The sequence below is a fragment of the Vreelandella nigrificans genome (assembly GCF_002374315.1).
Taxonomy (GTDB): domain Bacteria; phylum Pseudomonadota; class Gammaproteobacteria; order Pseudomonadales; family Halomonadaceae; genus Vreelandella; species Vreelandella nigrificans.
This window is the reverse complement of sequence record NZ_NWUX01000008.1, coordinates 1-22,833: the sequence shown is the minus strand read 5'-3', so window position 1 is coordinate 22,833 and position 22,833 is coordinate 1. Positions and strand designations below refer to the sequence as shown.

Annotated in this window: 23 protein-coding genes; 2 read left to right on the top strand and 21 right to left on the bottom strand. The window is 52.2% G+C overall.

Translation table 11 applies throughout. The features are described from left to right. Positions 1-152: 152 nt before the first annotated feature. The 11 genes from ssuD to CPA45_RS10795 all read right to left on the bottom strand — a co-directional run bounded on the left by ssuD (position 153) and on the right by CPA45_RS10795 (position 11,446). Positions 153-1,331 carry an FMNH2-dependent alkanesulfonate monooxygenase gene (gene ssuD / locus CPA45_RS10845; RefSeq protein ID WP_096651564.1) on the bottom strand — a complete coding sequence of 393 codons (1,179 nt, stop codon included), beginning with the start codon at positions 1,329-1,331 and terminating at the stop codon, positions 153-155. A 1-nt stretch (position 1,332) separates the two neighbouring features. Further along, entirely contained in the window at positions 1,333-2,307 is a 975-nt protein-coding gene (locus CPA45_RS10840; protein ID WP_096651563.1) for an aliphatic sulfonate ABC transporter substrate-binding protein, read from the bottom strand. 76 nt (positions 2,308-2,383) lie between these two features. After that, a complete protein-coding gene (locus tag CPA45_RS10835) occupies positions 2,384-3,181 on the bottom strand; it encodes an ATP-binding cassette domain-containing protein (RefSeq protein ID WP_096651562.1) in 798 nt (265 codons plus the stop codon). A gap of 2 nt (positions 3,182-3,183) precedes the next feature. Next, a complete protein-coding gene (ssuC, locus tag CPA45_RS10830; protein WP_096651561.1) occupies positions 3,184-3,981 on the bottom strand; it encodes an aliphatic sulfonate ABC transporter permease SsuC in 798 nt (265 codons plus the stop codon). Between the two features lie 218 nt (positions 3,982-4,199). Further along, positions 4,200-5,306 (bottom strand): LLM class flavin-dependent oxidoreductase, encoded by a 1,107-nt coding sequence (locus tag CPA45_RS10825; RefSeq protein WP_096651560.1) that lies wholly within the window; start codon positions 5,304-5,306, stop codon positions 4,200-4,202. Positions 5,307-5,329: 23 nt separating this feature from the next. After that, positions 5,330-6,187, bottom strand: coding sequence for a class II aldolase/adducin family protein (locus CPA45_RS10820; protein WP_096651559.1), 858 nt, complete (start codon positions 6,185-6,187; stop codon positions 5,330-5,332). Beyond that, entirely contained in the window at positions 6,184-7,356 is a 1,173-nt protein-coding gene (locus tag CPA45_RS10815) for an acyl-CoA dehydrogenase family protein (protein WP_208858491.1), read from the bottom strand. The genes CPA45_RS10820 and CPA45_RS10815 overlap by 4 nt, the downstream gene beginning before the upstream one ends. A gap of 2 nt (positions 7,357-7,358) precedes the next feature. Further along, positions 7,359-8,369: an ABC transporter substrate-binding protein gene (locus CPA45_RS10810; RefSeq protein ID WP_096651557.1), complete on the bottom strand. Its 1,011-nt coding sequence runs from the start codon at positions 8,367-8,369 to the stop codon at positions 7,359-7,361. Further along, positions 8,366-9,340 (bottom strand): ABC transporter substrate-binding protein, encoded by a 975-nt coding sequence (locus tag CPA45_RS10805; RefSeq protein ID WP_096651556.1) that lies wholly within the window; start codon positions 9,338-9,340, stop codon positions 8,366-8,368. The genes CPA45_RS10810 and CPA45_RS10805 overlap by 4 nt, the downstream gene beginning before the upstream one ends. Further along, positions 9,340-10,347, bottom strand: a complete 1,008-nt coding sequence (locus CPA45_RS10800) for an ABC transporter substrate-binding protein (RefSeq protein WP_096651555.1) — start codon at positions 10,345-10,347, stop codon at positions 9,340-9,342. The genes CPA45_RS10805 and CPA45_RS10800 overlap by 1 nt, the downstream gene beginning before the upstream one ends. Positions 10,348-10,561: 214 nt before the next feature. Beyond that, on the bottom strand, positions 10,562-11,446 hold the full coding sequence (locus tag CPA45_RS10795; RefSeq protein ID WP_096651554.1) for a LysR family transcriptional regulator: 885 nt from the start codon (positions 11,444-11,446) through the stop codon (positions 10,562-10,564). Positions 11,447-11,570: 124 nt separating this feature from the next. On the opposite strand from CPA45_RS10795, the gene CPA45_RS10790 reads away from it, so the two are divergent. Next, the gene (locus CPA45_RS10790; RefSeq protein ID WP_096651553.1) at positions 11,571-12,179 is read left to right on the top strand and encodes a cysteine dioxygenase family protein; all 609 of its coding nucleotides are present in this window, start codon (positions 11,571-11,573) and stop codon (positions 12,177-12,179) included. Beyond that, positions 12,176-13,759 (top strand): rhodanese-related sulfurtransferase, encoded by a 1,584-nt coding sequence (locus CPA45_RS10785; protein WP_096651552.1) that lies wholly within the window; start codon positions 12,176-12,178, stop codon positions 13,757-13,759. Before CPA45_RS10790 ends, CPA45_RS10785 begins: the two co-directional genes overlap by 4 nt. A 170-nt stretch (positions 13,760-13,929) precedes the next feature. Here the strand turns inward: CPA45_RS10785 and CPA45_RS10780 are convergent, their stop codons facing one another. The 10 genes from CPA45_RS10780 to CPA45_RS10735 all read right to left on the bottom strand — a co-directional run bounded on the left by CPA45_RS10780 (position 13,930) and on the right by CPA45_RS10735 (position 22,714). Then, positions 13,930-15,009, bottom strand: coding sequence for a sulfate/molybdate ABC transporter ATP-binding protein (locus tag CPA45_RS10780; protein ID WP_096651551.1), 1,080 nt, complete (start codon positions 15,007-15,009; stop codon positions 13,930-13,932). Positions 15,010-15,043: 34 nt separating this feature from the next. Next, positions 15,044-15,931, bottom strand: coding sequence for a sulfate ABC transporter permease subunit CysW (gene cysW / locus CPA45_RS10775; RefSeq protein ID WP_208858489.1), 888 nt, complete (start codon positions 15,929-15,931; stop codon positions 15,044-15,046). A 12-nt stretch (positions 15,932-15,943) separates the two neighbouring features. Then, positions 15,944-16,774, bottom strand: coding sequence for a sulfate ABC transporter permease subunit CysT (gene cysT, locus CPA45_RS10770; protein ID WP_096651550.1), 831 nt, complete (start codon positions 16,772-16,774; stop codon positions 15,944-15,946). A 69-nt stretch (positions 16,775-16,843) separates the two neighbouring features. Then, the gene (locus CPA45_RS10765; RefSeq protein WP_244287585.1) at positions 16,844-17,905 is read right to left on the bottom strand and encodes a sulfate ABC transporter substrate-binding protein; all 1,062 of its coding nucleotides are present in this window, start codon (positions 17,903-17,905) and stop codon (positions 16,844-16,846) included. A 232-nt stretch (positions 17,906-18,137) separates the two neighbouring features. Beyond that, positions 18,138-19,070: a CysB family HTH-type transcriptional regulator gene (locus tag CPA45_RS10760; RefSeq protein WP_096651549.1), complete on the bottom strand. Its 933-nt coding sequence runs from the start codon at positions 19,068-19,070 to the stop codon at positions 18,138-18,140. A gap of 191 nt (positions 19,071-19,261) precedes the next feature. Further along, positions 19,262-19,597, bottom strand: coding sequence for an AzlD domain-containing protein (locus tag CPA45_RS10755; protein WP_078086709.1), 336 nt, complete (start codon positions 19,595-19,597; stop codon positions 19,262-19,264). Further along, positions 19,594-20,316 carry an AzlC family ABC transporter permease gene (locus tag CPA45_RS10750; protein WP_096651548.1) on the bottom strand — a complete coding sequence of 241 codons (723 nt, stop codon included), beginning with the start codon at positions 20,314-20,316 and terminating at the stop codon, positions 19,594-19,596. Before CPA45_RS10750 ends, CPA45_RS10755 begins: the two co-directional genes overlap by 4 nt. Next, positions 20,313-20,843 (bottom strand): helix-turn-helix domain-containing protein, encoded by a 531-nt coding sequence (locus tag CPA45_RS10745; RefSeq protein ID WP_078086711.1) that lies wholly within the window; start codon positions 20,841-20,843, stop codon positions 20,313-20,315. The genes CPA45_RS10750 and CPA45_RS10745 overlap by 4 nt, the downstream gene beginning before the upstream one ends. Positions 20,844-20,912: 69 nt before the next feature. Next, positions 20,913-22,148, bottom strand: coding sequence for a serine/threonine transporter SstT (gene sstT / locus CPA45_RS10740; protein WP_096651547.1), 1,236 nt, complete (start codon positions 22,146-22,148; stop codon positions 20,913-20,915). A 227-nt stretch (positions 22,149-22,375) separates the two neighbouring features. Beyond that, on the bottom strand, positions 22,376-22,714 hold the full coding sequence (locus CPA45_RS10735; protein WP_096651546.1) for a hypothetical protein: 339 nt from the start codon (positions 22,712-22,714) through the stop codon (positions 22,376-22,378). Positions 22,715-22,833 lie beyond the last annotated feature (119 nt).

Sequence of the window (22,833 nt, the reverse complement as noted above, 5' to 3'; positions counted from 1 at the left end):
TGCAATTAAAAAGAGTATGTCGTACGGGGAGAAAATAACAATGGCTGGTAAATAAGGATAAACGAAAAGCTTATTAAGAAATAAAGGTAAACAAAAAATATGCCTCTTTGAACAAAGAGGCATATTGATTCCTTAATTAAAAAAGTGTTTGTTTAGCGAGGCTTGGCACTGTTAGCAACTATTTCGCCGCGCACCGCTGCACGAAGCGTGTCAATGGCGGGTGGCGGCTCGTGGTCTTTTGGCAGCAGTGGAAGTACCTTTTCACCAAAGTGGTAAGCCTCTTCCAGGTGTGGGTAACCTGAGAAAATAAAGGTATCGACGCCCACCGCCATATACTCTCGAATACGCTCGGCCACGGTTTCTGGGCTACCGACTAATGCGGTGCCTGCGCCGCCGCGCACTAAGCCCACACCTGCCCATAGGTTGGGACTGACCTCAAGTTTATCCCGCCGCCCACCGTGCAGGGCAGCCATCCGGCGCTGGCCTTCGGAATCCATACGTGAAAACGTCTTCTGTGCAGCGGCAATGGTCTCATCATCTACATGCTCAATGAGTTTATCCGCCGCTGCCCACGCTTCCTCATCCGTGTCGCGTACAATGACATGCAGCCGGATGCCAAACGTTAACTCACGGCCAGCCTTGTTGGCCGCTTCACGCACAGTCGCAATTTTGTCGGCCACTTGTGCCGGTGGCTCACCCCAGGTGAGATATTTATCAACGATATCCGCCGCTACTTCGATGCCTGCGACCGATGAACCACCAAAATAAAGGGGTGGATGGGGCGTTTGAGCCGGTTCAAAAATCAGTTGGCCCTCTTCAATGTGGATATGCTTACCCTGGTAGGTAACATTTTCACCGGCAAGCAAACGACGGTAGACATCCAGGAACTCCCGGGTAACTTCATACCGTTGGTCGTGGGGCAGGAAGATGCCATCGCCCTTATTCTCAACGGGATCGCCCCCGGTCACTACATTGATCAGCAATCGGCCATTGGAAATGCGGTCAAGGGTTGCGGTCATACGCGCTGCCACAGTGGGCGACTGCAACCCCGGGCGCACTGCAACGAGAAAGCGCAAGCGCTCGGTGGTAGGTACCAGAGCGGAGGCAATCACCCATGAGTCTTCGCAGCTACGGCCAGTGGGAAGAAGTACCCCGTAAAAGCCGAGTTGGTCTGCCGCTTGGGCAATCTGCTTAAGGTAGCCAAGACTGACTTCGCGGCCTCCTTTGGCCGTTCCCAGATAGTGCCCATCTCCATGAGTGGGTAAAAACCACAGAAACTTCCCTTTTGTGACAGGCGCTGCTGTTTGGGAAGCAACAGAAGGTGCGGTCATCTTATTCTCCTGGTTGCCAAATGGGCGAGTCCGTTGCATCAACGGCGTGAGGCAGAATGTCCGCGGCGAAGAAGGCGTCAGCAATTTTCTGCTGCTCACCAAGGCCTTCCAGCGTGACAGGCTGAACGTCATAGCTACGGTTTAGGTTGGCCGTTTGTACAATGTCAGGATCAAGATTGCCCCAGAGCGGTGCTAACAGCTCGGCGGCTTCTTCTGGGTTCTCGTTTACCCAGTTACCCGCTTCGTTTAGCGCTTCGTAAACGGTTGATATCACCTCAGGGTTCGCCTCTACATAGGGCGTGGCCGCCAGATAATAACGTGTGTAGCTGGCCAACCCGTCGCTTCCATCTGTGATCGTGCGAGTTTCAAGGGTTGCGCGGGAGGTAGAGAGGAAGGGTTCCCACGCAATCCAGGCGTCTACATTGCCTTGGGCAAAGGCGGCGCGGGCATCGGCAGGTGGCAAATAGGAGACACGGACGTCATCTAGTGTGAGGCCAACGCTTTCAAGGGCGGCAATCAGTAAGTAATGGTTGCCCGCGCCACGTGTCACGGTAATCCGCTTACCGGCGAGGTCTTCTAATGTTTCTATGTCGCTGTCTTCTAGTACGATCAGCGCCTGACCGGCGGGCGAGGGTGCTTCACTGGCATAGAAGGTGAGATCAGCACCGGCTGCTTGGGCAAAAATCGGCACGGTATCAGCGACATCAGCGCTGATGTCGATATTGCCGACATTTAAAGATTCCAGCATCGGTAAGCCACTGGTGAATTCGTACCAGTCGATGGTGACGCCTTGTTCCGCGAGTTTCTCTTCAAGCGAATTGTTATTCCTTAACACGCTCATCAAGGTAGACGAACGTTGGTAGCCAATACGCAGTTCATCAGCCAGGGTAAGTGGCGCTTGCAGTAGTGTGGCTGTCGCTAACGCCCCCACGATGGCGGTTCGTTTAAAGGCGAGTGGCAGAGCGAAAGGTTTCATGGAGGTATTCCTTAATGGGCACATTCCCTGTGCATTAGGGTTATGAGAGGAGCGAAGGGGTAAGGTCAGGTGGTTGTTATTGGCCTAAGACGCGTTTCAGCACTTTTCCTTCAATGGCAGAGACATCAGCGCTGGCTTGTTCACGGGGCCTGGCAAGGTCTACTGCCTTATCCATGCCAATTTGGCCTTGTTCCAGCACAATCACGCGATCCGCCAGTTGCACAGCTTCCTGAACGTCGTGGGTAACCAGTAATACGGTGAAACCATGCTGTTGCCATAATCGCTCAATGAGGCGCTGCATCTCGATTCTGGTGAGTGCATCCAGTGCGCCAAGAGGTTCATCCAGTAGCAGTAGCTGCGGCTGATGAATAAGTGCACGTGCTAGGGCAACACGCTGGCGTTGTCCACCTGAAAGTTTGGCGGGCCATACATCAGCTTTGTCTGAAAGGCCGACCTCTTCTAATACTCTTAACGCGCGAGGCTTCCAATCGCCTTTAAGGCCAAGTCCAATGTTGTCGATAACGGATTTCCAGGGCAGCAGCCGGTCATCCTGAAACATTAAACGGATATCTGTGGAGGCGAGGTCAGCATGGCCATCGGCACTTAAGGTGCCCGCATTGTGGCGATCTAATCCGGCAATCAGGCGCAGTAGCGTACTTTTTCCGCAGCCGCTGCGACCCACGATCGCAATGAACTGGCCTTTCTCTATCTCCAGGTCGATACCTTTCAGTACCTCTAGCTCACCAAACTTTTTAACCACACCCTTGAGGTGTAAATGCGTACCACCTTTCGAGGAAGAGAGGGCAGTGCGAGCACTGCTGGCAGCACTTTCTTTAACTGGCGTCGTTGTTTCTGTATAGGTAGAAAAGCTCATGTTCAGTCTCCCTTAACATAGGCGGGGTGCCAGCGCAGCCAGCGACGCTCTAGGAAGCGGGCAGCTTCATCAGCTAACTTGCCAAGTAACGCATAGAGCACAATGGCGAGCACGACGACGTCGGTTTGCAAAAATTCACGCGCATTCATGGCCAGATAACCAATGCCTTCACTGGCTGAAATAGTTTCTGCCACGATAAGCGTTAGCCACATCAACCCCAGCGAGTAACGTACGCCCACTAGGATTGACGACATGGCACCCGGTAAAATCACGCTGGTAAAGAGCGGCCAGCCAGACAGGCCGTAGCTGCGCGCCATCTCCATCAGGTTGGAGTCAATATTGCGAATGCCATGGAAGGTGTTGAGGTAAATGGGAAAGGCAGTACCCAATACCACGAGAAAGATCTTGGCTGTTTCATCAATCCCGAACCAGAGAATGACCAGCGGAACCAATGCCAGATGCGGAATGTTCCTGATCATCTGCACGGTACTGTCGAGCAACCGTTCCCCCCAGTGAGAAAGTCCACTAATCAGGCCCAGTGCCAGCCCAATACCACCGCCAATCACAAACCCCAATGCCGCGCGCTGAAAGCTAACCCCCAGGTGGTAGAAGATTTCCCCCGAAGCGGTTAACCGCCAGCCGGCTTCAATCACTGCCAAAGGGGCTGGCATGATGCGGCTAGAAATCCAGCCGAACGACACCGCCAACTGCCAGAGTAGTATTAATACAATGGGAACCGCCCATGGCAGTGCGCTGTCGGCCCACCTATTAGACGCTAGCCTTTGTGATGCTATGGACATAGACAACCCCTCCAAAAATGGAAAACAAAAACCGTGAAATAAAAGAATTAAGCTAGAAATAATGTTGATTTATGCTACCAACGTGATTCCCTGTCGCTTAAATAGTTAAAACAGAAAAGGTTATTCGGAAAAGCTAAGGGGAAAGTCGTCAGCTTGTTTTAAACATCCTGCGACGCTCATATTAAAAGCATCGCAGGTAATTTAATAACGCCGAATGATTACTGTATAAAGGGCTGTAAGTATTGGGCTCTGGGTAGTTGCTGTTGTCGATTGGCTACCTTCTGACGTGTTAGTGGAATCAGTGAACGGCCATAATCGAGGGCATCTTCTAGCGGATCGAAGCCTCGTATCAGGAAGGTGGAAATACCAAGATCAGCATATTCCAGAAGGGCGTCACTGACTTGCTCGGGTGTCCCAACGAGCGCAGTGGAGTTGCCTTGAGCACCCAGTAAGCCTGCGATACCTGTCCATAGCCGTGTATCAAGACGATCCCCTTTGGCGGCTGCTTCTAACAGGCGTCGGGAGCCCTCGTTTTCTGGCTCATTTCGCGTAATGCCGCGTTTGATTGCCAGTTCGCGCGCCCGCTCCAAAATGTCATCGGCACGCTTCCATGCCGCTTCTTCTGTATCGGCTAGAATGGGCCTTAGCGATAAGCTAAAGCGTATGGTTCGGCCATGACGTGCAGCGGCTGCTTTTACTCTCGCGATGGTGTCACTGACCTGCTCATGTGTTTCGCCCCACAAGGCGTAAATATCAGCATGTTTTCCTGCCACTTCGATAGCGGCCGGTGATGAACCGCCAAAGTAAATAGGAATAGTGGGCTGCTGAATGGGTTTTATGGCGGAGGACGCCGCTGTCACCTGATAGTATTTTCCTTGGTAATCAAAAGGGCGACTTTGGGTCCACGTTTGACGGACAATATCCAGGTATTCATTGGTACGTTCGTAGCGTTCTTCTTTACCTATGTAGCTACCATCCTGGGCGAGTTCAGCATCATTGCCGCCAGTAATAACGTGCACTGATGCACGCCCTTTGCTGATCACATCAAAGGTAGCGAACTGCCGTGCAGCAACGGTGGGCGCAGTAAAACCAGGGCGATGTGCGACCATAAAATTCAATGAAGAGGTGACCGCCGCTGCATGGGTGGCGACCAGCAGGCTTTCAGGGCTATTAGAATGGAAAGCAAGTAGGGCACGATCAAACCCCGCAAATTCCTGCGCTTTGGCTAGCGTTTCAACATAGTTCAGGTCGAGGGTAGGGCCTGTCGTTTCGCGTGATTCTGATCCGCTTTGATTGCCGATAAAACCAATAAATTCAATGCTCATTGATATATCCCCGCTGTTAAATATTAATCACGAAAATCAGGTTCTTCACGGATAACCCGATCAAGTAACGGTAAGAAACTGACCCAACTTACGAACTCTGTTCCCACTTGCCCTGCTGTGTGTTCAGCCACGTCATGGGGGATTGCAATGGGTTTGCCAGCAGCTTCGGCAGCCAGTTGAACCCTTGCAGCGTTCTCCATCGCGATATACCGCCACGCGGCACCTTCAATCGTTTGGCCCACGGTGAGAAAACCATGGTTTTGCAGAATGACCGCTTTGTGATTGCCCAGTGTTTTCGCTATTCGCTGGCCTTCACTGCTATCAAGTACCACGCCAGTAAAGTCATCGAAGAGGACGTGGCTGTTATAAAAAGCACAGGCATCTTGGGAGATGGGGTCTAATAACCGGCCGAGTGCAGACCAACTTTTGCCATGCGGGGCGTGTGTATGTGCTGCAGCCAATACATCTGGCCGTGCTTGGTGTAATTCGCTATGAATGGCAAATGCCGCACGGTTGAGTAGCCCGTCGCCCTCAACGACATCGCCATGGTGATTGACCAGAATTAGATCGCTTGCACGTACATGCCCGAAATAGACACCATGAGGGTTCACCCAGAAGTGATCCTTCCACTCAGGATCGCGGGCGGTAATATGGCCTGCGCCACCTAGATCGAACCCTTGCCATGCAAAGACACGAAAAGCAGCCGCTAAGCGCTCTTTGCGATGTTGGCGTTCTTCGGAAACGGTGCCTTTTTCACCAGGTAGCTCTCGGGTCAGACTGTGCCCTTTACGTGGGTAGGAAAACACGCTTGGACGTGTGGGCTGCCGGTTTGATGGGCTCAACGGCTCGGTTTTGGGATGGGTTGAGATAACGGTGCTCATGAGGTGGCTCCTGTAACGTTGAGTGCCGCTTGCCCGGCGGCTTTAAAAACGGTGTCATCCTGTGGTGTGTGGATACGACCACAGAGCACATCACGGTAGTGACGCTGGAGTGGATGAGAACCGGATAGGGCTGGGTTGCCCGCAGCTTTTACAATGTGTTCTACCGCCCTGATCGATTGACTCGTCGTTATCTGCTTGATCTGGGCAAGTTGATGGTGGGGTACGTCATTATTGGCGGCTGCATCGAGGAGCACTTTATTGGAGAGCAAAAGGGTATCAATGCGCCCAGTAATCTCCTGAAACCTTTCAAGGCTAGCGAGAGGTGCCCCTAAGTTAGAAGGGGTGCGCGTCAGCAGCCACCGTTTAAACCAGTCGTTGGCAGCCTGTGCGACACCATCGTAAAGTGAGCCAAGCAGCACGTGCATCCATTTCACCGCTTCTGATTCAGCGGCTTTCTTGTTGGCGATGGCCTGGGGCGCACTATCTACAGCATGATCCAGTGGCAGCTCTACATCATGAAAAATAACGCGATGGCTTGATGAGGCACGCATTCCCAGGTGATCCCACTCGTCGATAATTTCTACACCTGGCGCATGGGCGGGTACTAGCCAAAAGCCTACGGAAGGCGTTTTATCATCACTGCGTGCCCATACGTTCATCCAGGTCAAACCATGGCTACCGGTTGAGTAGATTTTCTCACCCGATAACCGCCATCCCTTAGTGGTTCTATAAGCCGTTGTCGTTGGCAGCCCGCCGCGGGAGGGTGAGCCAAGGGCTGGTTCAACGCGTAATGCATTGATTAATGCACCTGATTGAAGGGCATCTTGAGCTACGCGAGCACTTAATCTGTGAGGCCATTTGCTGCTATGGTGCAGCTGTTGATGCTGTAAATAGTGCATCAACAAAATGAGCGCCGTGGATGCCTCGCCTTTGGCAACCGCGCTAATAACTTGACGGACAGTGTTGAGGTCTGCCGCTTGCCCGCCCAGGGAGGCGGGAATGGTCAGGCTCAGTAAGCCCAAACGGTGCAGGTAGGCAAAATTATCGCTTGGAAAGCGTGCTTGACGATCCACTTTGTCTGCACTTTGGGCTAGGTGGCGAGTGATTTCTGGTAAATCGACGTCGGCATTTTTGTTAAATGCATCAACCGTGAATGGTTTCCTGGCCACCTTCATAGCACCTGGCCCTCATCTTCACTGGCTAGCCTTGCATTGAAGCGATCATCCCAGTAAGGAGTGAGATCGACGGGGGAACTCAGAACGCCAAAATGTGCAAACACATCGGCTACATCTTGGGCGCTGTCGATGGCTTCAGCGGTAACGCCAGTCACTTCAGCGGGTTGGCTTTTGTTATGAAACATCGACAGAATGACGTTTTCAGGCACTCTAATTTCGTTACTTTGCAGCGAGGCAAATGCTTCTTCGTTTTCATTCTGCCATTGATACGAGTGCTGAAGACGTTCCAGGAAATCTTCTATCGCTGCGCTTTTGGCAGGGTCTTCCAGAGCGCTAGTATTGGCGTAGTAGAGAAAGTTGCCAGACAAATAGCCCGCTGCGGTTTTAAGCACCCTTGCGCCTGTCAGTTGCTGTGTCAGCGGAACGCTATAGCCATAGATTGCCCATGCATCGAGGTCGCCGCGTGAAAATGCGGCGGCGCCATCGGTAGGACTCAGATTACGAGGGTCGATATCCTCAAAACCAAGCCCCGCTTCATCTAGCATTTGCAGAAGGTAATAGTGAGTAGTCGTTCCGCGAACGTACCCCACACGCTTACCCGCAAGCTCTTCAATGGAGGTAATCTCTGAGCCTTCAGGCACTAAAACGACTTGATGATTAACATCATTTTTGAGCGCTGCGACCAAACGAAAGTCAGCACTGCCGTGAGCCGCAAACACGGGAGGTGTTTCACTTCCAGAAGCAAAATCAATGGCGTTTGCATTAATAGCTTCCAGCATCTGGCTCCCGGCTCCAAACTCCCGCCATTCAATTTGATACGGCGTGTCGAGTAACCCTGCTGCCTCTAGGCGAAGTTGGTCGCCGCCTTTATAGACAGCGACCCGTAATGTTACGTCTGCCAGCTCGTCAGCAGCAGATGCAGCAGCAAAGGAGGGAGCGCTACTGATGATGGCTAGGGTGAGTGAAACCAAGTTAAGCCAAGTTGGCAAAAGACGAGTGATTCTCATGGCTGTTCCTCGCTTGTTTCATGGAACGTGAAGCTGCGATCAAAAGTGGTTTCGACGTCGATAGCGTCGGGAATCAAACCTACTTGCAGGTAAAAGTCGGCGGTTAACTGCTGCTGACTAATGATCTCTTCATCTATATCGCGCCAAGCGAGTTGCCTTCTTTGGTATTGGAGTTTGGCGGCGTCTTCAGGAAAGCCAATAATCTCTGCAAGGGTGGCTGCGTACTCATCGATATGGTCATAAGACCAGGTTTGCGCATCGCGTAAGCGCAACAGGTAATCCTTTAGCGCAGCATGCTTGGCAGGGTCACTGATGGCTGAATCCGTAGCCGCAATAAAGCTATTGCCGCTGGTAAGCCCACGGCCGTTAGCAATAATTCGGGCACCTTCCTGTAGCTCTGCGAAGGCGGTGTAAGGTTCCCATGTTGACCACGCATCCACGGCCCCTGTGGCAAGGGCGATGCGCGCATCTACTGGGCCCATAAAGCGAAAATTGACATCCTCTTGTGTTAATCCATGGGCATCCAGGGCACGAAGCGCAACATAGTGGCCAATAGAGCCACGGCCTGTCGCAATGTTTCTTCCCCGCAACTCTTCCACGGTTTCAATCGCTGAATCACCGTTCACTAATACCGCTGTGCCGTAAGGATCAGACTGGTTAACGGCAATAGCTTTAATGTCTGCACCCGCAGCGAGGGCAAAAAGCAGCGGTGCATCGCCGATAATGCCTGCGTCAATAGCTCCTGCATTCAATGCTTCGGCAAGTGGCGCAGCAGCAGGAAATTCAGACCACTGCACCGTGTAGGCCGCTCCTTCTAAGGCGTTAGCGGCATCTAGCTGCGCACGCATATTGCCTTTCTGATCGGCAATACGCAGGGTAATTGGTTCATTTGCTAGCAGGCTGATAGGTATTAGCGAAGCGCTACTAACGAGCAGTGCTAGTCCCGTTTTATAAATGAAATTACTCGGCATTATGGCGCTACCTCTACGTGGGCTTGTTCAAAAGAAGAGAGGAAATCAAGATCGGTAATGCCAGCGGCATTGACGTGGGTAGGTAGTATTTCTAGTTCACTAAACAGATCGGCCACGTTTTGCAGAGCCTGGATATCGCTTTCTTGTACTGGGCGCATTCCTTGAGAGCTGCGCGCGGCAATCCAGGCGGCATCATCGAGTTCTAGGCCCGTCAACTGGGCATACACGCTGGCGTATTGCTGAGGGTTCTCTAATGCCCATTGACGCGCGTCAATAAAACGCTGAGTAACATCAGCGAGGGCAGCCCTTTTATTAGGGTCATTTAAAGAGGACGTTGTGACGGTAACGAAAGAGAGCGCTTCCCGGAGGCCCTCACTATCACGAAGGACGCGCGCGCCCTGGCGTTCTGCAATACCAAGGTACGGATCAAAAGTGGCCCACGCTTCTATTTGCCCAGAATTAAAGGCGGAGCTGGCATCAGTAGGAAGTACAAAACGTACGTCAACGTCACTACGCTCAATGCCTGCCTCTTCCAGCGCCGCGTAAAGAAGATGCTGGGAAATGCTTCCTCTAGCTGAAGAGACAACGACTGTCCTCCCTTTTAAATCAGCGACATCACGAATTTCTGAGTCCGCTTGAACTAAAATTCCATTCGAGCTGCCAAGCCCTTCATTGGTAGCGACAATAGTAAGATCAACGCCGCCGGCAGCACCCATTAATACAGGTAGGTCACCTGCATAAGAGGTGTCGACGGATCCTGCACGTTGGGCCTCGAACAGCGGTGCGGCCCCTTGAAAATTGGCCCATCGGAAGTGGTAGGGAACATCATCAAGTACTCCAGAAGCTTCGACTAATGAGCGTAAATGGCGTGATTGATCACCCAACACAAGTGTGACCGAATCAGGGGAGTGATGATTACTTTGTGCAGCGCTTGTGAGGCTAAAAGCGAACAACCCTATTGCTGCTAGCGCAGAGAACGGATTGTTAATAGCAGGGGTAAGTCTCATGTGCCTTCCTGTTTAAGCCATCAATGGTTAATGGCTGTCACCCTAGCGCACTCCTTTTTATGATTTAAATTCATTTTAATGATAACTAAATATGCGTTTTGAGAAAGTTGTGGGCGTATGAAGCTGCAGCGCTTAGTCGGAAGCGCTGCAGTTTTAAGAAAATGAGGCTAATAGAAGAGGTTACGTTACTGCGTGATAAGGAGATGGTGAGCGCTTATGGGGTAAGTGCGCGCGCCAGTTGAGTGCCAAATAAATGGGCAGGTTTTTGTAATTTTCCTAGGTGCTTGGGGTACACAAGCCATAATTCTGCAAGTGGCGAGAAATCCTTCAGAGTAATGACCTGAAGAGTATCGCAATACTGGCTGTTTGCTAGCACTGGTGCGGGGATGAGCCCCAGCCCTTTACCTTCTGCCACTAGGCCCAACTGAAGTTCGCTACCGTAGGTGTCCAAATTAACCTGCAGGTTTACTCCCTGGTCAGCCAACGCCCGCATTAATCCGTCTCGAAAACCGCAGCCATCGGGGTTAAGTATCCAGCCATGTTGTTGGCTATCGATAAGGTGTTGAAAAGGTGGGGTATCCTGTGAGGCAACAACGCATAGCTGAATTTCCCCCAGTGGTACTGCCGTTAAAGCATCTGGGAATGCTCTGTTACGAGGGAAAAGCACCATAGCGGCATCCAGCTCAGCCTGTACAAGTTTGGCGAGTAGCTCTGTTCCCCAACCAGAACTGACGCGCGTTTGTAGAGCAGGATAGTGTTGGTTAAGTGAGCGCAAGGGCGGTAACAGTACCGCTTCACTAAGGCTGTGGGGTACCCCCAATCGAAAAGTACCCTGCGGCGGCGTATCGTTTGCGACCAGCTCACGTAAAGCATCAATTTCCTGCAGAATACGTAGGCACTGATCGAACACTTTCAGCCCCATAGGCGTAGGTTTTAACGGCTTTGTGTGGCGGTCTAATAGCTCAACTCCCAGTGTTTCTTCGAGGTTTTGAATACGTCTGGTAATCGCTGATTGCGTTAGTTGAAGGCTATCGGCAGCTTGAATGAGCGATTGTCGTCTGACCACGGCAACAAAGGCACTGATGTCATCATTCTTCATAAGTAAAGTGGTGCTTCCTTACCCTTGCCTGATTTGCATATTAACTTATCATTAAAATGCATTTAATGAATATAGGAGGGCTTGGTAAGGTCGCCATTTACACAACTCAAATGGGGTGATGACGATGGCCGATGAACTGCGTTTGGATCGATTGCGCAATTTTATCAGCGAAGTGGCTCGGCAGGTGGATCGTGCACAAGATGAAGAGGCGCTGCTGGATGCTTTAAAGCCTCTTCTAGCAAAGCTGGTCAGTCATGATGATTGGCTACCCGCTGAGTTTACGCAGCCTCATCCTGAGTATTACCAGCAATATCTTTTACATGCAGACTCCCAACAACGTTTTTCAATAGTGAGTTTTGTATGGGGGCCAGGACAACGTACGCCGATTCATGATCACCGAGTTTGGGGGGTTATTGGAATGCTACGTGGGGCAGAGCTCTCACAGGGATTTATACGAACGGAACAGGGAGAGCTGAGAGTCCAGGGAGAGCCCACCCGACTTAATCCCGGTGATGTTGAAGCAGTATCACCTTCAGTGGGGGATATTCATCAGGTCAGTAATGCACTGAACGATCAAACCTCCATCAGTATTCACATTTATGGTGCCAACATTGGTGCTGTGAAGCGGGCTGTTTATGCGGCTGATGGCAAAGAAAAGGTTTTCATTTCCGGGTATTCAAACCAGTTCCTACCTAATATTTGGGACGTTTCGAAAGAGACAACACTACCATGAGCAACTTCCGCACTCTCTCTGGCACTAGCGTCATCCGCTATTTAAAAGACAAGCAAGAAATCGCCATTATCGATGTCCGCGAAGAAGCCCCGTTTGCAGAAGGGCACCCTCTCTTTGCTACCAACATTCCCCTATCGCGCCTCGAACTGGAGATTTTTACCCGAGTTCCTCGTTTAAATACACCGGTGGTGGTGTACGACAACGGTGAGGCGTTAGCAGAGCCGGCTTATCAAAAGCTCTCTGGTTGGGGGTACAGCGACGTTGCGCTTCTGGAAGGGGGGCTAAAAGGGTGGGAGGCGGCTGGAGGTGAGATATTTCATGATGTTAACTCTCCCAGCAAGGCCTTTGGAGAGTTGGTGGAATCGGTGAGGCATACGCCTTCACTTGCGGCTGAAGAGGTGAAGGCATTACTTGATGCCAGGGCGGATGTCGTGGTGTTGGATGCGCGTCGTTTTGATGAGTATCAAACCATGAGTATTCCTACCGGCATCAGCGTGCCGGGAGCGGAGTTAGCGCTGCGTGTAAAGGAGCTTGCCCCAGCCCCCTCCACCCAGGTAATTGTTAATTGTGCGGGTCGTACGCGTAGCCTTATCGGTACCCAATCACTGATCAACGCGGGTATCCAAAACCCTGTCGCGGCGCTGCGCAATGGCACTATCGGCTGGACACTGGCTGGGCAGACTCTTGAGCATGGACAGTCCCGGTCTTTTCAGCCCGTTAGCGATGAAACACGTTTGACGGCGGCGACCTCTGCACATGCAGTGGCAGACCGAGCCGGTGTAAAAAGAGCGACACGAGATCAGCTTTTTACTTGGCAGCAGGACGCGACTCGCACCACCTATCTATTCGACGTACGAACCCCTGATGAGTTTACGGCAGGGCATTTTCCTGGCGCCTTCTCTGCACCAGGAGGCCAGTTAGTTCAAGAGACGGATCATCATGCGGCGGTGAGAGGCGCCAGGGTGGTGCTGGTAGACGACGATGGCGTACGTGCCAACATGACGGCATCTTGGCTGGCGCAAATGGGGTGGGAGGTCTATGTGCTTGAGGGCGTCGAACTTAGTCATTTCACGGAGTCAGGCGATGAAAAACGCCGGTATCCGCCGGTGCAGTCTGCTGACGTGGTGACGGCGGAAAGCCTAGCGACACTGCTGGGTGAAGGCGGTGTAGCGGTTTTCGATCTTACGACGTATCAGCGCTATCAAAAAGGCCACATCCCTAGTGCTAAATGGGTGCTGCGTACGGATTTGGTCTCCCAAGTAAAAGCGCTACCCCAGCATCAGGTGATCGTTTTAACCTGCGGCAGTGATCGCTTAGCCCGTTACGCCTGGCAAGAGTTGGCCCAGCAACTGCCCCATAAAGTGGTTGTGCTGAAAGGCGGCAATGCAGCTTGGCGAAAAGCGGGATTATCGGAAGAAGCAGGATCTGGCGACGCGTTATCACCGCTGATCGACCGCTACCGACGCCCATATGAAGGCACGGATAATCCCAAAGAGGCCATGCAGGCCTACCTGGATTGGGAGTTTGGTTTAGTCGCGCAGTTGGAGAAAGATGGGACTCATGGATTTCAAGTTATATAACGCCAGAATTCCTGGGTATATGTAAGCTTGCACTTGGGCCTCAAGGCCCATCCACCCAGTCAATAATGTCACGCGGTCCAAACCAGGGGACTGGCTGTGTGCTATCTGAGGCAGAGCGGGCTGGCCGCTGGTGCTGCTTGCACCAGCGACGCCACTTGCTCATTAGGCCCTTAGCCGTTTGAAACACGTTCATCCGGCAAGAACACGCGGCTGTAAGTGGGGCGAATCCAGGCATCACCACCCTGTGCTAAGCCTAAGGCGCGGAAACGGTGCTTGGTAAGCTCTGCGTGAATGAGCTCTTCGCTGTTATCCGTACGCAACTCAAGCCGCACGGTAGGGCCTACTACCGATACCAGTTCGATTTTGGCGTGCAGCGCATCGGCGTGTTCGCGCCCAGCGAATACCTCAATTTCATGGGGTCTTACATACGCTTGGCCTTGCTCATTTTTGTAGCCTTGAAATTCAGGCGCTGGCAGTTGTATATCGCCAATGCGGGCAATTCCATCATGAACCCGCGCATGAAACAGGTTCACATTACCGAGGAACTGATACACGAATGGGTTGGCCGGGTGGTCATAAACATCCTCCGGTGAGCCATCCTGCTCAACGCGGCCTTTGTTCATCACCACCACCCGATCTGAGACTTCCAGCGCTTCCTCCTGGTCATGGGTAACGAACACGCTGGTCACGTGAATATCGTCGTGTAGTCGGCGCAGCCAGCGGCGTAGTTCTGCGCGCACTTTGGCATCCAGTGCGCCGAAAGGCTCATCCAGCAACAGCACTTTAGGCTCCACCGCCAGGGCACGGGCCAGCGCAATTCGCTGGCGCTGGCCGCCAGAGAGCTGATGGGGGTAGCGGTGGGCGGTCCAGTCCAGCTGTACGAGTTCCAGCAGTCGCATGACTTTTTGTTTAATCTCGTCTTTGCTGGGGCGGGTTTTGCGTGGCCGGACGGTTAACCCGTAAGCGACGTTCTGAAACACGGTCATATGCTTGAACAGGGCATAGTGCTGAAAGACAAAGCCAACACCGCGCTCGCTGACATGCAGGTCGGTAGTGTCTTCGCCGTGAAAGCGGATTCGCCCGGTATCTGGCTGCTCTAGTCCGGCTATGATGCGCAAAAGCGTTGTCTTGCCGGAACCAGAAGGGCCGAGCAGGGCAGTGAGCTCGCCATCACGGAACGTTAGGCTGACATTGTCGACCGCGACAAAGTCGCGAAAATGTTTGTTAACGTGATCGATTTCAATGCTCATAAATAGTCTCTTATCTCTGTGAAGCGCTAAGGGATCAGGCGGCAGCAATACGCTGACGGCGTTCTTCGTTCCACTCAACGGCGCTCTTAATCGCAATGGTGACTAGCGCAAGGCCTGTCAAAAGCGAAGAGACGGCAAAAGCGGCGGTAAACATGTATTCGTTGTAGAGCACTTCAATGTGTAGCGGCATGGTGTTTGTTTCACCGCGAATGCGACCTGACACCACCGCTACCGCGCCAAATTCACCCATGGCACGGGCATTACACAGAATAATGCCGTAGATGAGTCCCCACTTAATGTTGGGAAGGGTGACATACCAGAAGGTTTTCCAGCCGTTGGCACCGAGCGTTAACGAGGCTTCTTCTTCCTCTTTACCCTGCTGCTGCATCAGTGGGATAAGTTCACGAGCGATGAACGGCAGTGTGCCAAAGGCAATCACGATGATGATGCCAGGCACGGCAAAGATAATGCGCATATCGTGGGCTGAGAGCCAGGGGCCCAGCCAACCTTGGGAGCCGAACAGAATGACGAATATCAAGCCCACCACGACAGGTGAGATAGCAAACGGCATATCGATCAGCGAGATCAAAATTGACTTGCCGCGGAACTCAAATTTGGCGATAGACCACGCTGCCGCCACCCCAAAGAGCGTATTAAGCGGGACTACAATCGCCACGATAAGTAACGTTAAGCGAATGGCAGATAGCGCATCAGGATCGCTTACCGCCGCATACCAAACCCCGATGCCGCGTTCAAAAGCGCCGTAAAGCACCACCGTCAGGGGAAGCACTAAAAAGAGCGTTAGAAACGTTAAGGCAATGGTGATTAAAGTGATGCGAATCCAAGCGGGCTCTTCTGTGGCGCGTCGCCAGCGTTTGGCAATGGTGTCATTGGTATCAATAACCGTTGATGGCGTTGTCACGGTGTTCTCCTGTTATCCATGGCGGCGGCTGGCCCACCACTGCAGGCCGTTAATAATCAGCAACATTAAAAATGCCGCCACGAGCATCACGGTGCCGATCGCAGCTGCTCCGTGGTAATCGTACTGTTCCGCCTTGGCGACGATGAGCAGCGGTGTAATTTCGGTGCGAAACGGTAGGTTGCCGGAGATAAAAACGACGGAGCCGTACTCACCTAGCGCGCGTGCAAAGGCCAGCGCGTAGCCGGTGAGTAGTGCAGGGAAAAGGGCTGGAAAGATAACGCGGCGAATAGTGGTTAACCGATCCGCCCCCAGACTTGCCGATGCTTCTTCCAGCTCAGCTTCTAGATCCTCCAATACCGGTTGCACAGTACGGACAACAAAGGGTAAGCCGATATAGGTAAGCGCAATTACGACACCTAACTGTGTGTAGGCGATCCGAATGCCAAAGATATCTAAGTATTGCCCCACCCAGCCAGTGCTGGCATAGAGCGTTACTAGTGCGATACCTGCCACCGCAGTGGGCAAGGCAAAGGGTAGATCCACCAGCGCATCTACCATGCGCTTGCCTGGAAACTTGTAACGTACCAAGACCCAGGCGACTAGCCCGCCAAAAACAAGATTAATCGTCGCAGCAATTAATGAGCCACCAAAAGACAATTTGTATGACGCTACCACTTGCCGCTGGCTAATGGCATTCCAAAACGTCTCCCAACTCATCGTGGTGGTGTAAAGCAAAAATGCACCGACAGGAATTAGAAACACCAACCCCATATACAGCAGGGTAAAGCCCATGGTGAGTCCAAATCCTGGGATGACCCGTCGTTTGGCAAGCGTAACAGGCATAAGAACCCCTTATTTTAACGCCAGCAAGGAGCCGCGAAGGGCTCCCTGCCATTGATCGAAAAGCTCAGTTTATTGCGCGTTAATATCTTCAAGGATACGGTCAAAGATGCCGCCATCGTTGAAGTGGGTTTCCTGTGCGTGTTGCCATCCGCCTAATACGTCATCAATCGTAAAGAGAGTAAGATCAGGGAAGTTATCGCTATATTCAGCGAGGATGTCTGGATTTGACGGGCGGTAGTAGTGTTTCGCTGCTAAGTGCTGTGCTTCATCGGTGTATAGGAAATCGAGATAGGCTTCAGCGACCTCGCGGGTGCCCTTACGATCCACGTTGGTATCCACGACGGTGACAGGTGGTTCGGCCAGAATGCTTAGCGAGGGCACAATGATTTCATACTCGCCTTGTCCTAACTGCTCTACAGAAAGAAAAGCCTCGTTCTCCCAGGCGATAAACACATCACCTAAGCGGCGCTGTACAAAGGTGTTGGTGGCGCCACGTGCAGCCGGGTCAAGTACAGGGACGTTATCGTATACTTGGCGAACAAATTCGTAGGTCTGCTCCTCATCACCATCAAATTTCTCCAGGCCATAACCCCATAGGGCTAGATAATTCCAGCGTGCACCCCCAGAGGTTTTCGGATTAGGCGTAATGACTTCCACATCGTCACGAATCAGATCATCCCAGTCTTGAATATTTTTGGGGTTGCCGTCGCGTACTAGCAGGACAATGGTAGACGTGTAGGGAGAGCTATTGTTTGGCAAGCGCGACTGCCAATCTTCTGGTATCAGGTTTCCACGTTGGTGCAGGGCATCAACGTCGTAGGCGAGGGCTAAAGTAACGACATCTGCATCCAAACCATCAATAACCGCTCGCCCTTGAGAGCCGGAACCCCCATGGGACTGACGAACGTTAACCGATTGGTCATGCTCTTCCTGCCAATGCTCTGCAAAAATAGCGTTGTACTCGCGATAAAATTCCCGGGTGGGGTCGTAGGAAACATTAAGTAAGTCAATTCGCTCGCTTTGAGCCTGAGCGGACGTGCTGAGAGCCCCTGCAACAACAGCGCTGCTAAGCAAAATAGCGGCGGTAAGCTTTGAAAGTTGCCAGTTATTTGAAGAAGTGGTGTTTGGCATATTGGCTGCTCCAGGGAACGTTTTATGAAATCGTTTGTTGGGTTGATGATCACAGACTAACCATGTCTTTTATTCTAATTAACCAATAAAAAACGGATTGCTTATATCATTTTGTGATTAGTGTTTTCATGCCAAACAGCACAATAACGGGCAGGTGGAGGCCACCTGTCCGTCGACTATGTATTGGATAAACTGAAAAAATAGGTTAGCAAGAAGGGCGCTTGGTAAGACGCTAGTCTGGGCGTCCTGCTAATACCCGCTGAACGGTCTCTTCATCCAAGTTTTCACGGCAAAGTTTTAAAAACTGGTAGGCATAGCCACGCAGAAAGTGACCGCGTCGTAGCGCGAGATAAGTGGTATTACGGGGAAATAGACTGCTGGCATCCAGTAGCTTTAGCCCCTGATCGCGCTGCTCGTGATAGGCCATTGAAGCGATTAAGCCAACGCCCATGCCCAGCTCTACATAGGTCTTGATGACATCTGCATCAAGGGCGGTAAGCACTATATCGGGGTAGGCATCGGCAGCAGAAAACGCTGTGTCGATACGAGCACGGCCGGTAAACCCTTCGTGATAAGTCACGATAGGGTGCTGAGTGATGCGCTCCAGCGTCAGTGGGGAACCGTCATTAAGCGGGTGCTCTTCTGGAACCACCACCCCGTGGTACCAGTGGTAAAAGGGGAAACATGCAAATAGCTGTCCCTCTTCATTTAGCGCTTCGGTGGCAATACCGATATCCACTCTTCCCGCCTTCAACATTGAGACAATCTCTTCTGGACTGCATTGGTGAAGTTCCAAATGCACCTTGGGAAAAGCCTGCTTAAAGCGTGCGATAATCGGCGGTAGGGCGTAGCGCGCCTGCGTATGCGTGGTGGCAATCGCTAAGCTGCCCTGATCTTCATGGGTCAACTGATGCGCAGAACGTTTAAGATTTTCGACATCCAGCAAAATACGCTCGATGCAATCGATTAGCGTGCTGCCTGCCACGGTTAGGCCCAGAATGCGTTTGCCTCGCCGTTCAAAAAGCTCTACGCCAAGCTCTTCTTCCAAATCGCGAATGTGCTTACTTGCTCCCGATTGGGAGGTATAAAGCGCGTTTGAGGCCTCAGTAAGATTGAAGTGTTGGCGTACTGTCTCGCGTACGATGCGCAGTTGCTGAATATTCATAGCGAGCGGTATCGATCCCTTGGTAATATTTGATATTCACAAAAAGAATATTAAATATATCTTTTATTCCATAATTATATTTTACGATATGTTTATCATTTAAAGAGAGGATGGCTGATAGGATACAACGTGGAGCTCCCCGGCAGAGTAGCGAAACTCTGGAGATTGTTACCTTTTAGCCGCGATAGCCGCTACATTAGCGCTACCCCTACCTCGACGATTCCAAATACCGCTACCCCAGCAGCGACCGGCCAGCCCAGTGAGCGTAGCCGCGACCATACCCACAAGGTGACGGAAAGCCCGATGGCAGTGGCAATCCATGAAACGGCGCTCGGGCTCACTGGCACGATGGAAACACCGAGCACAGCGGCAATCATCAGCGGGCCGAGAATACTGAGCCATTGAGGCATATTGTTGATGCCTGCCTCGCTATTTAAACGGCGCTGCATCCATAGAAAAGGCACCACACGTATCAGCAGAGTACCTAATGCAGATATCACCACCGCTAGCCACAACGCGCTACTCATTGCTCCCCCCTCCTTTTTTCAAACTTCACTAGATAGAAGCAGAGTGCGCCACAGGCAGCCGTCAGTGGGATGGCTACGTTGCCCCACCCAGCCAGCGTTAAACATAATGCAGCCATGATGGTGAGCCCCATTGCCACTGCCCAGCGTTTATCGGTAAAGCGCGGGGCCACCATGGTAAGGAACAGTGCGGGCAGGGCGAAGGGCATAATTTCACCCAATAACGGCCAGCGGGCAGTAAATGCTTCACCGGCAGTAGCCCCCACGGCAGTGCCCACTACCCATGCTCCCCAGGCCAGCAATGATGCACCCATAAACCAGCTAAAGCGTTTAGCGTCATGCAGTTGGGGAAGCCTGGTTAACGCCAGTGCAAATACCTGGTCGGTTAGGCCGTGCATTAGCCAGGGCCAGTGGCGGCTGCGTGGTAGCAGCGCGGCTAGGTTAGGGCCGTACACCACATGGCGGACATTAATTAGCAGTGTCATCGCGACGACCAGCCAGAGAGGCGCGCCTGCTGCGATCATGCCTACAAATAAAAACTGTGAGGCACCGGCGTAAATTAGCGCTGAAATGGCGGTGGCTTCTAACGTACTAAAACCTGCTTGGCTAGCGACTAAGCCAAACGATAGCGCAACAGGGATATATCCCCCCAATAGCGGAATGGCTTCCCTCACGCCTTGCAGTGCGCTACGTCCTGGGGAGTGGCTGATAACTTGGCTCATGGTGTTTCGCTCCCGTCACCATAGGTGATCGTCATTATCAACGTGGCCTCAACCGTGCGGGTGCGGTAAAGGTGCGGTTGATCGGCAGGGAAAGTGATGGTTTCTCCAGGCCTAAGCGAAGTGGTTGCCCCTTCTGGCCCCGCTTCCAGCGAGCCATTAATTAGCGTCAACGTCTCTTGGGTGCCAGGTGTATGGGCTTCTGCACGGCGTAGGGTATTGGGTGCGCAGCGCATCCAGTAGGCATCCACCTGGGGCGAGCCTTTTCCTTGGTCAATTAGTTGCACCTGTACGCCATCTTCCCCAAGGGGCACGTTAATGGGTGCAACCAGAGTGCCGAAAGGTACATTAAGCTGCACAGCCAGCCGCCAGATGGTATCCAAAGTGGGATTACCATTGCCTTGTTCAAGGCGACACAGGTTAGATTTGGCAATGCCTGCTGCGTTGGCCAAGTAGGAGAGTGACCAGCCTCGCGCTTGGCGAAGGGATTGTAAATGCTGGCCTAGGGTACTGAGAGAGTGCTCATCCATTCTATTATCCCGCTGTTCCTTTTATAGAACGTTCTATATAAAGAACAGCGAGATGTCAATCAAGTTAAGCTATGCATCATTAATAGAGTCGTATGGCTTACGCGCTTGGCAGGCTGCTGCGGTGAATAGCACATCGGTAGAGGAGTTGAGCGCGGTCTCGGTGGAGTCTTGTACTACGCTGATTACAAAGCCAATCGCCACTGCTTGCATAGCCACTTCTGTGGGAATACCAAACAGGTTGGATGCCATGGGAATCAACATCAGCGAGCCACCTGCCACGCCTGAAACTCCGCAGGCGGCCAGCGCCGATACCACGCACAGTAACAGGGCGGTGGGGAAATCAACGCTAATGCCTAGTGTGTGTGCGGTTGCCAGGGTAATCACTGTAATGGTGATGGCGGCGCCACACATGTTGATGGTTGCGCCAAGTGGAATAGAGATGGAGTAGGTATCAGGGTCGAGTTTAAGACGACGGCAGAGCTCCAGGTTGACCGGAATATTCGCCGCTGAACTGCGGGTGAAAAAGGCGGTGATAGCACTGCCTCGTAGGCAGGTAAATACTAGCGGGTAGGGGTTTTGGCGTGTGGTTAGGTAGACCAGTAGCGGATTACTAACGAGTGCGACAAACAGCATGCAGCCGACAATTACACCCAGTAGCTGAGCATAATTAAGCAGGGCCTGAACGCCAGACTCTGCCAGCGTGCCAGCTACCAAGCCAAAGATGCCAATCGGTGCTAAACGAATCACCAGTGTGACGATACGAGTTATGGCAGCAGATAAATCGTTTAACGCTTGGCGGGTGGTATCGCTGGCTTGGCGCAGTGCTAAGCCAAGGCCGATCGCCCAGGCTAGAATAGCGATAAAGTTCGCTTCCATCAGCGCACTAACAGGGTTAGCAACCGCGTTCAGCAGCAGATCCCGTAATACGCTAAATATATCCCCAGGTGGGTTGCCATCAACTTGACCTAAATCTAACGTCAGCTCCGTGGGAAACAGAAAGCTTGCCGCCACTGCAATTAAGGCAGCAATCAGCGTGCCAGCCACATACAGCATTAGCACGGGGCGAATATGGGTTGGCTGACCTGTTTGATGGGCAGAGATGGCGGCGGCCACCAACACAAACACTAAAATGGGAGCCACCGCCTGCAAGGCGGCAATAAATAATTGGCCAAGTAGTGCTACATCGCTGGCAACGGTTGGTGCAAACAGGGCAAGTAATACCCCGGCCACAATGCCTAGTAAAATTTGTGGGATAAGGCCTAGCCGTAAAAGTGGCCGGAACACAGTGTGGACGGTGGCAATCATTGCGCAACTCTCAGGTAGTAGAAAGGGAGAGGCGTTACGGCGATAGGCCGTGAACGCGCCTGAAAGGGGCAGCATTCTACCAGTTGCTGTTACTGGGCGGGGTGATATTGTGCAAAACAGGCAGGTGTTATGCGTATAAGCCCTCGCGCTAATACTTTACGTATCAAACAGAAGGGCTTGCCACTTAAGTGGCAAGCCCTTTGCGTTTAGCAGCGCATTGCTAGAAGTTAAGCAAGGGCCGATGCTTGAGAGGTAAATAAAGAGGATGAAATAGGGTGTGCAGTACGAGCATGGTTGAGAGAAATATTAGTAGCGTTTAAGCGAGCCATGTCGACATAGGCTTGGTCGGCAAGTGATACGACATCCGGTGATGCTCCCCACTTTAATAACATCTCATCGATGTGACGTTCCGCAGCATCAAACTGACCACAATGGCTAAGCAGTTTGGCGATAGTGTAGTCGCACTCTGGAGTGTCAAACATCTCACCCCTGATTTCCTGGATGGCTAGTTGAAGGCCCGCTTGGGAAATGTCGGTTAAATTAATTTGCTGCTGGGTATGTTGCATGCCACTACTCCTTGTGAATGCTAACGGTTACTGCCATTTAAATGAACTGGTCTAATTGGAGCGGACACCCCGGTAAGCCTCATACTGGAGGCATTGGAGGTGTTCATGACCAAGAAAAC

Coding starts and splice junctions, on each gene's coding strand:
- CPA45_RS10835 (WP_096651562.1), bottom strand. CDS start 3,181: ATGAGCTTTTCTACCTATACAGAAACAACGACGCCAGTTAAAGAAAGT.
- CPA45_RS10800 (WP_096651555.1), bottom strand. CDS start 10,347: ATGAGACTTACCCCTGCTATTAACAATCCGTTCTCTGCGCTAGCAGCA.
- CPA45_RS10760 (WP_096651549.1), bottom strand. CDS start 19,070: ATGAATATTCAGCAACTGCGCATCGTACGCGAGACAGTACGCCAACAC.
- CPA45_RS10765 (WP_244287585.1), bottom strand. CDS start 17,905: ATGCCAAACACCACTTCTTCAAATAACTGGCAACTTTCAAAGCTTACC.
- CPA45_RS10825 (WP_096651560.1), bottom strand. CDS start 5,306: ATGAGCATTGAATTTATTGGTTTTATCGGCAATCAAAGCGGATCAGAA.
- ssuC (WP_096651561.1), bottom strand. CDS start 3,981: ATGTCCATAGCATCACAAAGGCTAGCGTCTAATAGGTGGGCCGACAGC.
- CPA45_RS10795 (WP_096651554.1), bottom strand. CDS start 11,446: ATGAAGAATGATGACATCAGTGCCTTTGTTGCCGTGGTCAGACGACAA.
- cysT (WP_096651550.1), bottom strand. CDS start 16,774: ATGCCTGTTACGCTTGCCAAACGACGGGTCATCCCAGGATTTGGACTC.
- CPA45_RS10805 (WP_096651556.1), bottom strand. CDS start 9,340: ATGCCGAGTAATTTCATTTATAAAACGGGACTAGCACTGCTCGTTAGT.
- CPA45_RS10810 (WP_096651557.1), bottom strand. CDS start 8,369: ATGAGAATCACTCGTCTTTTGCCAACTTGGCTTAACTTGGTTTCACTC.
- CPA45_RS10820 (WP_096651559.1), bottom strand. CDS start 6,187: ATGAGCACCGTTATCTCAACCCATCCCAAAACCGAGCCGTTGAGCCCA.
- CPA45_RS10750 (WP_096651548.1), bottom strand. CDS start 20,316: ATGAGCCAAGTTATCAGCCACTCCCCAGGACGTAGCGCACTGCAAGGC.
- CPA45_RS10840 (WP_096651563.1), bottom strand. CDS start 2,307: ATGAAACCTTTCGCTCTGCCACTCGCCTTTAAACGAACCGCCATCGTG.
- CPA45_RS10755 (WP_078086709.1), bottom strand. CDS start 19,597: ATGAGTAGCGCGTTGTGGCTAGCGGTGGTGATATCTGCATTAGGTACT.
- ssuD (WP_096651564.1), bottom strand. CDS start 1,331: ATGACCGCACCTTCTGTTGCTTCCCAAACAGCAGCGCCTGTCACAAAA.
- CPA45_RS10735 (WP_096651546.1), bottom strand. CDS start 22,714: ATGCAACATACCCAGCAGCAAATTAATTTAACCGACATTTCCCAAGCG.
- CPA45_RS10780 (WP_096651551.1), bottom strand. CDS start 15,009: ATGAGCATTGAAATCGATCACGTTAACAAACATTTTCGCGACTTTGTC.
- CPA45_RS10785 (WP_096651552.1), top strand. CDS start 12,176: ATGAGCAACTTCCGCACTCTCTCTGGCACTAGCGTCATCCGCTATTTA.
- sstT (WP_096651547.1), bottom strand. CDS start 22,148: ATGATTGCCACCGTCCACACTGTGTTCCGGCCACTTTTACGGCTAGGC.
- CPA45_RS10745 (WP_078086711.1), bottom strand. CDS start 20,843: ATGGATGAGCACTCTCTCAGTACCCTAGGCCAGCATTTACAATCCCTT.
- CPA45_RS10790 (WP_096651553.1), top strand. CDS start 11,571: ATGGCCGATGAACTGCGTTTGGATCGATTGCGCAATTTTATCAGCGAA.